Annotated in this window: 11 protein-coding genes; 6 read left to right on the top strand and 5 right to left on the bottom strand. The window is 41.2% G+C overall.

Features of this window, described 5'->3' with window-relative positions:
* Positions 1 to 97 precede the first annotated feature (97 nt).
* Positions 98 to 709, top strand: coding sequence for a glutathione binding-like protein (locus tag PJ15_RS03840; protein WP_004772690.1), 612 nt, complete (start codon positions 98 to 100; stop codon positions 707 to 709).
* Between the two features lie 53 nt (positions 710 to 762).
* Here the strand turns inward: PJ15_RS03840 and PJ15_RS03835 are convergent, their stop codons facing one another.
* A complete protein-coding gene (locus PJ15_RS03835; protein ID WP_047428153.1) occupies positions 763 to 1,107 on the bottom strand; it encodes a hypothetical protein in 345 nt (114 codons plus the stop codon).
* A 145-nt stretch (positions 1,108 to 1,252) separates the two neighbouring features.
* Positions 1,253 to 2,818 carry an alkyl hydroperoxide reductase subunit F gene (gene ahpF / locus PJ15_RS03830; RefSeq protein WP_047428151.1) on the bottom strand — a complete coding sequence of 522 codons (1,566 nt, stop codon included), beginning with the start codon at positions 2,816 to 2,818 and terminating at the stop codon, positions 1,253 to 1,255.
* A gap of 230 nt (positions 2,819 to 3,048) precedes the next feature.
* Between ahpF and PJ15_RS03825 the strand changes: the two genes are divergently transcribed.
* Together PJ15_RS03825 and PJ15_RS03820 are read left to right on the top strand one after the other, a co-directional pair.
* Positions 3,049 to 3,267: a DUF1653 domain-containing protein gene (locus tag PJ15_RS03825; RefSeq protein ID WP_004772684.1), complete on the top strand. Its 219-nt coding sequence runs from the start codon at positions 3,049 to 3,051 to the stop codon at positions 3,265 to 3,267.
* A gap of 36 nt (positions 3,268 to 3,303) precedes the next feature.
* Positions 3,304 to 3,891, top strand: coding sequence for an O-methyltransferase (locus PJ15_RS03820; protein ID WP_047428148.1), 588 nt, complete (start codon positions 3,304 to 3,306; stop codon positions 3,889 to 3,891).
* Here PJ15_RS03820 and PJ15_RS03815 read toward each other — a convergent pair.
* Positions 3,868 to 4,917, bottom strand: coding sequence for a helix-turn-helix domain-containing protein (locus PJ15_RS03815; protein WP_047428146.1), 1,050 nt, complete (start codon positions 4,915 to 4,917; stop codon positions 3,868 to 3,870). The genes PJ15_RS03820 and PJ15_RS03815 overlap by 24 nt on opposite strands.
* A 121-nt stretch (positions 4,918 to 5,038) precedes the next feature.
* Between PJ15_RS03815 and PJ15_RS03810 the strand changes: the two genes are divergently transcribed.
* Positions 5,039 to 6,232 carry an alkane 1-monooxygenase gene (locus PJ15_RS03810; protein ID WP_047428141.1) on the top strand — a complete coding sequence of 398 codons (1,194 nt, stop codon included), beginning with the start codon at positions 5,039 to 5,041 and terminating at the stop codon, positions 6,230 to 6,232.
* A gap of 54 nt (positions 6,233 to 6,286) precedes the next feature.
* Here PJ15_RS03810 and PJ15_RS03805 read toward each other — a convergent pair whose 3' ends face one another.
* Both PJ15_RS03805 and ahpC read right to left on the bottom strand, forming a co-directional pair.
* Positions 6,287 to 6,496 (bottom strand): KTSC domain-containing protein, encoded by a 210-nt coding sequence (locus tag PJ15_RS03805; RefSeq protein ID WP_003652651.1) that lies wholly within the window; start codon positions 6,494 to 6,496, stop codon positions 6,287 to 6,289.
* Between the two features lie 253 nt (positions 6,497 to 6,749).
* Complete coding sequence (ahpC, locus tag PJ15_RS03800; RefSeq protein WP_004772679.1) at positions 6,750 to 7,313, bottom strand: alkyl hydroperoxide reductase subunit C; 564 nt, start codon at positions 7,311 to 7,313, stop codon at positions 6,750 to 6,752.
* A 593-nt stretch (positions 7,314 to 7,906) separates the two neighbouring features.
* Here ahpC and PJ15_RS03795 point away from each other — a divergent pair.
* Complete coding sequence (locus PJ15_RS03795; RefSeq protein ID WP_047429152.1) at positions 7,907 to 9,067, top strand: sterol desaturase family protein; 1,161 nt, start codon at positions 7,907 to 7,909, stop codon at positions 9,065 to 9,067.
* A gap of 114 nt (positions 9,068 to 9,181) precedes the next feature.
* The gene (gene hrpA, locus PJ15_RS03790) at positions 9,182 to 13,036 is read left to right on the top strand and encodes an ATP-dependent RNA helicase HrpA (protein ID WP_047428134.1); all 3,855 of its coding nucleotides are present in this window, start codon (positions 9,182 to 9,184) and stop codon (positions 13,034 to 13,036) included.
* Positions 13,037 to 13,055: the final 19 nt, after the last annotated feature.

Genomic DNA, 13,055 nt, shown 5'->3' with positions numbered 1-13,055 from the left:
TTCTTAGCATGAAAGCTATTATAAGTTTGAGTTATTCTGTTCTCGAGTTTCGTAGGAACGTTCTAGAGCATAAGTTGTTAGATAACAAGGATCAATTATGAAGTTGTATTATTCACCTGGTGCATGCTCATTGGCAGCCCATATTATTTTAAATGAAATAAATGTCGATTTTGATTTAGAACGCGTTGATCTAAAAACACATAAAACCTCAAAAGGTGCAGATTATTATGAGATTAATCCAAAGGGTTATGTACCCGCTTTGGAAATTAATCCAGGTTTGATTTTAACCGAGAATGTTGCGATTTTACCGTTTTTGGCGCAACACGATCCAAAACAGGACTTGATTCCGCCATCAGGGATGGGAAGAGCAAAAGTACTGGAATGGTTGGGATATTTGAATTCGGAACTGCATGATGCTTATGCAGTTTTCTTCACCGGTAAACTGACTGACGATGAGAAGACCAAGGCATATGCTGAGGTGGATCGTTTGTTGAAATATATCGATGACTATCTGGCGGGTTGGGATTGTGATTATCTGGTCGATGATAATTTTGGTCCAGCAGATGCCTATTTGTTTGTGTTAACCAACTGGTCAAACCATATCGAACATGATTTAACACCGTATATCCATATCGTAGCGCTACGTAATAAAATTGCTGAGCGTCAATCGGTTCAGATTGCGATGCGTGATGAAGGGCTGTTGAGCTAATACTATCCAATAAAAAAGCCTCTGTTTACAGAGGCTTTTTTATTTCAACAAAATTATTGTTGAGCTTTTTCTTTCACATCAGCAGCGCCTGATTCTACAGCACCAGCAACTTTAGTGGTTGCATCACGTGCAGCAGCTTCAGTTTTTGCAGCAGCTTCAGCAGTCGCTGTTGCAGTGTGATCAGCAGCAGCATCAATTTGATCACCTGCTGTATCTACAGCAGTTGCAACATCGTTAGTCGCATTTTGAGTTGCGTCTTTAATATCTGCGCCAGCTTGATCAGCAGCGTGTTCTAAATGTTCACCCGTGGTAGCGCCTGTTTCAGGTGCTTTATCTTTATTACAGCCTACAAGCGCAACAGTAGCAGTAAGACCTAATGCAACAAGTAATTTATTCATTGTCTATTTCCTTTTCTTTGTGGCATCCAATAGGAATGGATACCAAAAATATAAACATAAACTGCACAAAGAATAAAGTTGAAAATTTGTAAAAACACGCACTTACATCGGTCAATATAAGTGCGTGTCTTATTTTGAAATCAGTTTAGAGGCCAGAACGGATCATATAATCAAAGGCAGAAAGTGATGCTTTAGCGCCTTCACCTGTGGCAATGATAATTTGCTTGTATGGCACTGTAGTACAGTCACCAGCAGCAAATACACCCTTAACACTGGTTTCGTTACGATCATTAATCACGATCTCACCACGGTTGCTCAACTCGACAGCACTATTCTTTAAGAAATCTGTGTTTGGCAATAACCCAATCTGTACAAAGATCCCTGCAAGCTCAACCGTATGTTCAACATCAGTCGCACGATCTTTGTATTTTAATGCTGTTACTTGAGCGCCATCACCGACCACTTCTGTACTCAATGCATTCATGATTACTGTGGTATTTGGCAAGCTGTTTAACTTATCTTGCAACACTTGATCGGCACGAAGCTTGGTATCGAATTCAACCAAAGTCACATGCTCAACAATTCCTGCAAGGTCAATCGCGGCTTCAACACCCGAGTTACCACCACCAATCACCGCAACACGTTTACCTTTAAATAATGGACCATCACAGTGTGGGCAATATGCGACACCTCGAGTACGGTATTCTGCTTCACCCGGAACATTCATTTCTCTCCAGCGTGCGCCAGTTGAAAGAATGATGGTTTTCGATTCAAGCTTGGCACCATTTTCCAATTCAACTTCAACCAGACCATTTACAGTCTGATCTGCACCTGTGATCTTGCTGACACGTTGCAGATTCATGATATCCACGCCGTATTCACGGACGTGCGCTTCCATATCCTGAGCAAACTTAGGGCCTACTGTTTTTTGCACCGTGGTAAAGTTTTCAATATCCATAGTATCCATCACCTGACCGCCAAAGCGTTCAGCCACGATCCCAGTTTTGATGCCTTTACGTGCTGCATAAATTGCTGCAGTACCACCTGCAGGGCCACCACCAATCACCAATACATCAAACGCATCTTTGGCATTGATGGCCGCTGCATCTTTCTCGGCAGAGTTGGTATCGAGCTTGGCAACGATTTCTTCCAACGTCATACGACCTTGACCGATATGTTCATTGTCTTGGAATACCATTGGTACAGCTAGGATTTTGCGTTCTTCCACTTCATCCTGGAAGAAAGCACCATCAATCATGGTCGCTGTGGTATTTGGGTTATTGATTGCAATGAGGTTGAGCGCTTGCACTACATCTGGACAGTTATGGCAGCTCAATGAAACAAACACATCAAAGTTTGCAGTCAAGTTTAAGCCTTTGATTTGAGTCAAGACTTCATCAGACACTTTAGGTGCATAACCAGACACTTGTAACAATGCCAAGATCAAAGAAGTAAACTCATGTCCCATCGGTAAGCCAGCAAAGAATACACGCGGTTGTTCACCTGCTTTCGCTACACCAAAGCTAGGACGGCGAGCGTTTGAACCGTCAAAACGCGCCGTAACTTGGTCAGAAAGTTCCGCAATTTCAGTCACCAGTTCTTTAATTTTTTCTGCTTTATCCGAGTCATCTAAAGCAGCAACCAGTTCAATCGGACTTTCCAAACGTTCTAAATAAGCTTTTAATTGAGTTTTAATATTTTGATCTAACATGTATTTCTCCAAACCCTAAGACTTTTAAATCAGTAAATTCATTCAATGAGGCTATAGTACGTAAAAACTATAAATAGGTAAAACAGTATGTTTTTATTGTTTTGATCGGTTTTTTGAATTTTTAATTTATCCGTTGAATTTTGAAATGTATCTTTCGATAAAAAAATCAGTACAATCAAACTTGTTATACAACTGCAATCATTGCATGGCATAAATAGAGGATAAGCAATATGGCATTACAGCGCGGCATCTATCAACATTATAAAGGGCAACTTTATCAGGTCTTTCATGTTGCTCGTCATAGTGAAACTGAAGAGGAGCTGGTCGTGTATCAATGCTTATATGGCGATTATTCAATGTGGGTACGTCCATTGGCAATGTTTACTGAAACGGTTCAACTGGCTGATGGACAAATCCAGCCCCGTTTTAAATTGATTCAAGCGACCTAAGTGTAATTTGCCGACTTGGCATTTGGGGAGTCAGAGATGACCAGTAGTGTATTCTTACAACGTATTTCTGATTTATATGATCAGTTCAAGCAACATGATGCTCAACAGTCTGATCGTCTGAGTCGCTATCGGAATATTGAAGCTGAGTCGGCAAAATTATTGGCAATGTTGATTCGTTGCCAGCAATCAAAACGTATTCTGGAAATCGGCACTTCTACTGGTTATTCAACCTTATGGTTGGCTGAGGCTGCCCAAGCGGTAGATGGCAAGATTCAAACTGTAGAAATTGATCCTTTACGCAGTGTTCAAGCGAAAAAATATGCAGAAGAATTTGAGTTAGAACAGCAAATTGATTTCTGGGTGGGAGATGCCGCGGATTTTCTGGCGCAAGCCAGTGAACCCTTTGATTTTATTTTACTGGATGCAGAGCGTATTCATTACGTGAATTACTGGGCTGATTTAAAGCGTTTATTACAAAACGCGGGTAGTACCTTGATTATTGATAACGTAATTTCTCATGCTGCCGAAGTAAAAACTTTTCTGGACTTGATCAAGAATGATGAACATTACATGAGTACAACTTTGCCGATAGGTGCGGGCTTATGTATGGTGATCTTGAAGTGAATTGATTTTATCTTGATGGTTTAAGCGATACGCTTGTGGACTACAACCCATCACTTTGTTAAAGGCACGGGTAAAATTGGCAGGGTTGGAATAACCCAGTTCGTAAGCAATCGCTGTAATGGTAAAGCTAGAATTCTCTAACAAATCAATGGCACGTTCAGTGCTGATCTGCTGTTTTAATGCATGAAATTCAACACTTTGCTGCTGTAAATAGCGTTGCAGCGTTTTTGTAGAAATATTTAAGACTTTGGCACATTCAGTTAAGGTGGGGACTTGATTGGCTTGTCTGAGCATCATACTGACCCATTCCACAATTTCACCTTGATGATAAATCTTCTGGATTTGTTCCTGACAGCGTTGTTCAACTACTTTTAAACTATGTGCGTCTGCCAAAGGCAAAGGCAGTGCAAGTTGTTGCTGGTCAATAACGACACGGATTCCTGAGAACCAAGTATAGTTAAAGTGAAAATTGGCTTTGATTAAAGAGAGATAACGTTCTTGGTAACTCGGTTCAGGGATACTCAGATAAATTTGATAACGCTGCAACTGCTGACCAGCCAACTCGAGCAGACTGTAATAAAAGGCTACCGCAATGGCTTCGATATGAAAGGCCAAACATTGTTTATTCATTTGCAAGATCGGTTCAAATAACAGTTCAACCTTTTGTTGATGTGCTGGCACCTGAATGCTGAGCTTAAAACTTGGCATAATCAATCTAAAATACTGAGCAATTAATTTGAGTGCATGCTCCAGATTCGGACTAGTCATCAGCGCATAACCCACCAGACTATGCGAGCTGAGTTTAAGATTTTTACCCAGTTCAAAGGCCAGATCTTGGGTATTGGGTAGACTTAAACCAATTTCAATAAATTGTTCAATCTGTTGAATGGATAACAGTTCTGTTGTTGCCAGTTGTTGCTGCAAAGCGATCAACACGTCATTGTTGTATTGATGAGTCGCGATCAATATTTCAATCAGTCGTGAATAATAACGTGATGGAATAACAGGGATCTGCTGCTTTTGCATAATAAAAACTCAGTAAAGTCTTAAAATGATAATATCAAGTCTTAAAATGATAATATAGGGTTGCTGCAAAAGGACACAATCAATTCAAGCAAAACAGATGTGTTTGATTGAGGGAATTCTAATGAATATGCATACACAGCTTGATGTAGCGCAAGCAACGACAACATTTAAAGATAAAAAACGTCATTTGTGGTTATTGGGTTTGGCTGTTCCAGCGATTGCCATGAGTGGTTTGGCGGGTTACCAGTTTGGCCCGAAAAAAACTAAAAAATTCTTTGCTTCATTTGGCCCGTTATTTTTACATGGCGTGATTCCAACGCTGGATAAATTGATTGGTGAAGATACGGAAAACCCACCCGTAGAGGCAATTGCAGGTCTTGAGGCTGATCCTTATTACGCACGAATTGTGAAACTGTATATTCCACTGCAATATGCTGCAAATCTTTATGGGGCTTATCTTGCTAGTCGTAAAGATACCCCAGTCGCAGATCAGGTGTTATTGGGAACCTTGGTGGGCATGGTCAACGGCATTGCGATTAATACTGCACATGAATTGAGCCATAAAACAGGGCGTCTGGAACACTATCTTTCGCATTTGGCTTTAGCGCCATCGGGCTATAACCATTTCCGAATCGAACATCCTTATGGACATCATCGTCGTGTTGCGACACCTGAAGATCCTGCATCGTCACAATTTGGCGAAAGCTTCTGGAAATTTTTACCACGTACTGTGATTGGCAGCTTTAAATCGGCGATCGAGATTGAAAAGAACCGCTTAGAGCGTAAGAAATTGCCTTTTTTCTGTAAGGAAAATGAGTTGATTCATGGTTGGGCAATGTCGGCTGTGTACCATGCGGCGATGCTGAGTAAATTTGGTCTGCGTTCTGTGCCTTTTCAACTGACGCAAGCGGCTTATGCGATTACCTTGTTTGAGTCGGTAAATTATATTGAACACTATGGTTTGAAGCGTGAGAAAAAGGCCAACGGTCAATACGAAAGGACTTTGCCTGAGCATAGCTGGAACAATAATAATGTGGTGACCAATTTGTTCTTATACCAGTTACAACGCCACTCCGATCATCACGCTAATCCGACCCGAAGCTTTCAGACCTTACGCCACTTTGAAGATGCGCCTCAGTTACCCGCAGGGTATGGTGCAATGATTTTGCCCGCATTTATTCCATCATGGTGGTCAAAAATTATGGATGATCGTGTGGTACAGCACTATCAAGGCAATCTGGACAGAATCAATGTCTATCCCGAGGCCAAGCAAAAGATGTTAGAAAAATATACTGAGCAGCAAGATATTGCTTAAATCAGCTAGCGTTAAATAACAGATCAGCCCATAAGGGCTGATTTTTTCTATGCTTTAAGCTGAAATACAGAGTCGTTTAAAATGCAGATCAAATTCAAGATATTTATGCACAAAGGCCGTTTTATCATTGGTGCGAAGCAAGTTATTGTAAATAAACTCTGGAACGGGATGGTAAAGCTCGCCTGAGCCATTGCTATAAAAGATTTTTAAATAGCGTGAAGAAACATCATATTTCCAAGAGGTTACAACAACAGATTTTTCCATATATTCGTCCCCACATTGATTTGATCTTTTAGTACATATTTAACAACTCTGGTGTTCCATGATTTGACAGTACTCTAACTCCAACCGTCTGACAATTGATAAATGAAGCTGGCTATAAACTTATAAGTATAAGAATTGTAAAAAATTAGCTATAAAATTTAGGCGGGAGTAAGAGAGTATTTTTAAAGAAGGCAGACAAAAAGAAACCACCCTAAAAAGGGTGGTTTCTGACCATTGGGTCTAATCTAAATAATTAGATTTTACCAACTAAGTCGATAGATGGAGCAAGCGTAGCTTCGCCTTCTTTCCATTTAGCTGGGCAAACTTCACCTGGGTGAGCGTGAACGTATTGAGCAGCTTTTACTTTACGAAGAAGTTCAGATGCGTCACGGCCGATACCACCAGCGTTGATTTCAACGATTTGGATTTTGCCTTCTGGATCGATTACGAAAGTACCACGGTCAGCAAGACCAGCAGCTTCGATTAATACGTCGAAGTTTTTAGAAAGCGTCCAAGTTGGATCGCCGATCAATGGGTATTGGATTTTACCAATAACGTCTGAAGTGTCGTGCCAAGCTTTGTGCGTGAAGTGAGTGTCAGTAGACACGCCATAGATTTCAACGCCTAATTTTTGGAATTCAGCATAGTTGTCAGCAAGGTCGCCTAACTCAGTTGGACATACGAAAGTAAAGTCAGCTGGGTAGAAGAATACAACAGACCATTTGCCTTTAAGATCTGCTTCAGATACGTCAACAAATTGACCGTTGTGGTACGCAGTTGCTTTAAATGGTTTAACTTCAGTATTAATTAAGCTCATCATTGTCTCCATGATTGAGGTTTTATTGAGAGGCTAACGCCTTACTTGTTTACGAGGTCTAGAATAAATAATTTTTAGTTATTGGGGAAATAGTATTTTTACATGACTAAAATCGGAAAATTGAATAACTCAATCAAAACGACTTTCACCCAAAGATTTCTGCTCTATTTGACGACATAAAAATGAAGCAAACATGACAAAACATCTGAAAACTAATGTGCATAACAACATGAAGTCTACGCTGTTAAAATTCAAGGGTAAAATTGAAAAAATCTAAAAATATATAAAAAACCAAGATATACGCTTAAACTTTCTCCAATATTTACGGATGCTTTAAAGAATGAAGGATATAGACACGAAAGGGATGAAACTGCACAAGATGTTATGTATTTATGTTCTTGTTGTTGAGTTAAGAATAGGAATACCTGCCAAGACAGGAGGCTGGTCATAGATTGATCTTGTGGTTCAATAAGTGTTTGTCTAAAATGAGCTGTAACTCTTTGAAATACTAAATAGTATCTATTTGAGAAAAATTATAATGTGATATGCATCAGCATGATGTGCTGGCATCCAGAGTGAAATTTATACCGACAATGACTGATCAATTAAGAGCTAAATTTGAAAATTTGGAACTCAATGCGGGCTTGGGAAAAATTAGTGCGTTTATTTCCCTGTCTTTAGGCCTACTTTGCCTATTTGGTGCATTGTGTTTTCTATTTCCTTCGGTGATGACCACACCTGAGTTACGACCATTTTATGCAAAAAATTATGATGTATTTTATTTTAGCCTCATGGGCGGCATTATTCTGAGTGTCGGTTTTGGCGCGTTTAGTTCCATTATTCGTCAGAACCGCTATGGCTTTTATGGTTTATGTTTTGCTCTGGTCGCTGCTGTTTTAGGTTGTGGTGTGATTAAGGCACCGATGTTACCCAGCGTGCCTTTTTATGCAGGAATTGATTATTTTGTCCTCACGCTGGTGATTCTGGCGCTGATTTTTATTCCTCTGGAAGGTTTTTTTGCCAAAAATCCCGAACAGAAAATCCTGAGAGTCGGGTGGGTGACGGATATGAAATATTTCATGTTCAGTCATATCGGCATTCAACTATTTAGCTTTTTAACCGTGATGCCGATCCAGTACTGGATTACTCATTTGCCGAATAACCCGATCGTACCTTATGTGCAGGCTCAGCCAATCTGGTTGCAATTTATTGAATTGCTGATTGTGGTGGATTTCGTGGTGTACTGGCTACATCGTGCCATGCATGAGGTCAATTTCTTGTGGCGTTTCCATGCCATTCATCATTCTACGGAATATATGGACTGGCTGGCTTCTTCACGCCTGCATGTGGTTGAAGTATTGATGACCCGCTTTATTGCAACGTTGCCGATATTTTTATTAGGTTTCCATACGTCTGCGGTATTTGCTTATTTAATTTTTATTTCATTTCACGCGATTTTTATTCATTCCAATGTACGTTTCCGTTTCCCGTATTTACGCTGGTTGATTGCTACACCTGAGTTTCATCATTGGCATCATTCATCTGAAAAACCTGCGATTGACAAGAATTATGCAGCATTTATCCCATTTTATGATGTGCTGTTTAAAAGTGTGTATATGCCGAATCATCTGGCAAGTGTTTATGGGACAGTGGGCTATAAAATCCCGAATAGTTTTGTGAAACAGTTCACTTGGCCGTTTAAAAAATATGTCAAACGCTTTCGGAAACGCTTCGACCAGTCACCGAAACCCTAAGCTGAATGGAGGGGGCTGTATCAAGATCAGCAGGAGATTGATGTAGTTTCTTTGCATAGCAAGGCTTTAAGGCGTAAAATAGCCGATTAGTTTATTTTTCAGGAAAGCTGTTCAGTGCAGAGTCATTTAAATGTAGATCAATTGGTTATGGCACGTGACCGTCACCGTTTAAATCGACTGCGCAAAGATAAAAAAACACAACCAGCAGACATCGAAAAACTGTTTGAACAGTCTAACCACAAGGTCAAGCAACGCCTTGCACGCCTCCCCACGATTAAACTCAATCAGGATTTACCTGTTACCCAGTATGCAGATCGTTTGATTGAAGCGATTCAAAAACATCAGGTCATTATTGTGGCGGGTGAAACGGGTTCGGGTAAAACCACACAGCTTCCACAAATTGCCATGCTGGCAGGACGTGGTCTTACGGGTATGATTGGCCACACCCAGCCACGACGTTTGGCAGCGCGTAGTGTTTCGCAGCGTATTGCTGAAGAGGTCGGTGAAAAACTCGGTGAATCCATCGGTTTTAAAATCCGTTTTAACGAGCAAGGCTCACAAGACTCGATTGTGCGTTTGATGACCGATGGTATCTTGTTGGCTGAGCTGACCAATGATCGGTTCTTATCAAAGTACGACACCATCATTATTGATGAGGCACATGAGCGCTCACTCAATATTGACTTTATCATGGGCTATCTCAAGCAGCTTTTACCGAAGCGCCCTGATTTAAAAGTAATCGTCACTTCAGCAACGTTAGATGTGAATCGATTTAGCCAATATTTCTATGACGCGCCGATTTTTGAAGTCGAAGGTCGTAGTTTTCCTGTTGAAGTGCGTTATCGTCCGATTTCAGAACTGAGCATTGTTGGCAGTGACGATGATGAGTTTGATGACTTCGAAGAAAATTTACCGCGTGCCGTGGTACAAGCTGTCGAAGAATGTTTTGCTGATGCGGAAAGTAAAGGCCATCCTGAGCATGCCGATATTCTGGTTTTCGCCAGTACGGAACAGGAAATTCGTGAGTTACAGGAAACCTTACAGAAGTATGGCCCTCGTCATACCGAAGTATTGCCTTTATATGCACGTTTGGCACTGGCTGAGCAGCAAAAGATTTTCAGTCCAAGCGGTAAAGGTCGCCGTATCATTATTGCAACCAACGTGGCTGAAACAGCACTGACAGTTCCCAATATTCGCTATGTGATTGATAGCGGTTTTGCACGTATTTCGCGTTATAACTATCGTTCGCGGGTTCAACGTCTTCCAATTGAGGCGATTTCACAGGCTGCTGCCAACCAGCGTAAAGGTCGTTGTGGTCGTATTGCGGCGGGTGTGTGTATTCGCTTATATAGTGAAGAAGACTTTTTAAGCCGTCCTGAGTTTACCGAGCCAGAAATTAAACGAACCAACTTGGCCTCTGTGATTTTGCAAATGCAAAGCCTTGGTTTAGGTAGTCTTGAAGATTTTGATTTTATCGAACCACCTGATTTTCGTCTGGTTAATGATGGTCGTAAACTGCTGATCGAATTGGGTGCACTGAGTGAGCGCAAGAATGATTTGACCAAAGTCGGTCAGATGATGGCACGTATGCCGATTGATCCGCGTTTAGCTCGTATGATTATCGGTGGGGCTCATTTTGGCGTACTCAAAGAAACCCTGATTATTGTCAGTGCCTTGGCGATTCAAGATCCGCGTGAACGTCCTGCCGATAAGCAAATGCAGGCCGATCAGAAGCATGCGTTATTCAAAGAAGCGGATTCGGACTTTTTATTCTATTTAAAGCTTTGGAATACGATACAAACCAGCCCGGATACGCAGACAGAAAATAAGCGCCGTCAATTTGCACGTCAGCATTTCTTAAGCTGGTTGCGTTTGCGTGAATGGAAACAGACCCATCAGCAACTGGTCGAGCTGGCAGAAGGATTAAAACTGAGTTTTAATGAAAAGGGCGCTAATTATGAAAATTTACACCGCGCTTTATTGACTGGTTTACTTTCATTTATTGCCAATAAAACCGATGAACGTAATACCTTTATGGCAGTACGCCAGCAGAAAGCCAAAGTGTTCCCAGCCAGTACCTTGCATAAAACCAATACAGCTTGGGTCATGGCCTTTGAGATGGTTGAAACCTCTCAGGTCTATCTGCGTACTTTGGCAAAAATTGATCCTGAATGGATTTTATTAGCTGCGCGTGATTTATTGAAGTACCACTATTTTGAACCGCATTGGTCAAAGAAAGCGGGTATTGTGAATGCCTATGCACAGATTTCTCTGTTTGGTTTAATCATTGAGCCGAAGCGTTTGATCAACTTTGAAAAGGTGGATCAGCCTGCAGCACATGAAATCTTTTTACGTGATGCTTTGACTATCGGTAATCTTGGAATTACACCGCCATTTTTAAAACACAACCTCCTTAAACTTGAGGAAGTTGAGCGCGTTGAAGATAAGTTGCGCCGTCGTGATTTAGTGGTCGATGAAGAAACCATTTATCAGTTTTATGCGGCGAAAGTGCCTGAGGAAATTGCCAGCCGCCGTAGTTTCGAAGATTGGCGTGCAACAGTCGAACCTGATCAGCCACGTTATCTATTTGTCGAAGATGATGCGTTATGGATGAATGATCGTCCGACCACGCAACAATTTCCTGACTATTTGCATAATGGGCAATTGCGCTTGGCGGCCAGTTATCGATTTGACCCAAGCCATGATGAAGATGGTGCAACGGTTAAGATTCCTGTACAGGCATTACCGCAAGTCGATGAAAAGCAATGGTCATGGGGAATTCCAGGCTGGCGTCAAGACTTGATCGAAGCATTACTGAAAGCTTTACCTAAAGATAAGCGCCGTAATCTGGTGCCAATTCCTGATACTGCGCGCAAACTGATGAAGGGCGTAGATGCAACGCATTTACGTGAACATCTGTTTAGTTATCTGGCTTTTGCTTTACGTGGTGAGCAGATTACGGAAAAAGATTTTTCTTTTGAACGGATTGACCAGTATCTGGTACCTTTTATTAAGGTGCTGGATGAAAAAGGTAAATTGATTGCACAAGGGCGTGATCTGGATGAGCTAAAAGCACGCTGTCGTGTTGAAACCCATCGCCCAGTGAAACAGCAAAAAGGTGAATTCAAAACCTTCCCTGATAACTTTATTTTTGAAGCTTCGCAAAAGGTCACAGGTGTCGTGGTCAAGCAATATCAAGCGTTGGTGCCAACCAAGCTGTTTGCCGAGCTGGATGCGAAAGATGAGTCAGGTGTGGTGATTCAAACCTTCAATGATCAGGATGAAGCGATCAAGCAACATCGTGAAGGGGTGATTCGACTGGTGCATATGCAGTTGGGGGATTTAATCCGTCAATTGAAAAAGCAGATTTCCAAGCCGCTGGCTCTGGCTTATTCGCCTTTAGGTGAGCGGGCAAAACTGGAACAAATGCTGGTTTATGCAACTTTGCAGGTTTCGATTCAGGAACTGCCAAAAAATGCCGATGAGTTTCAACAGTTATTGACTGAAACTAAAAAGAAGTTTTTAGCAAATGGTCAACAGACATTAGCTGATTTAACTGAAATATTTACTCAATGGCAGCAAATTCGCCGTGAATTGCTGGTACTTGATCAAAGTATCTTTGGTCGCAGTGTGGATGATATTGAAGATCAGCTTGATTTAATGTCGTTGGCAGACTTTGTTTATAGTCAGTCACCCGAGATTTGGCAGGAATACCCGCGTTATTTGAAAGCACTGCTATTGCGTTTAGACCGATTGCCAAATAATCTACAACGTGATCTTGCTGCAATTGATGATGTCGATCCATGGATGGACAAAGTATTTAAATTTAAAAAAGATCCTAAAATCAAAGAATTGTATTTGATGTTGGAAGAACTCAGAATTTCCTTGTTTTCTCAACCGATGAAAACAAAGCTGCCTATTTCACCAACTAGATTACAAAAACTATGGGATCGATTAGCAATCGGTTAAACTGAGAAATATGAAAGTT

Source organism: Acinetobacter sp. neg1 (assembly GCF_000788125.1).
Classification (GTDB): domain Bacteria; phylum Pseudomonadota; class Gammaproteobacteria; order Pseudomonadales; family Moraxellaceae; genus Acinetobacter; species Acinetobacter vivianii.
Note: the sequence above shows the minus strand (reverse complement) of the source record. Positions and strands in the feature narration are given on the sequence as shown.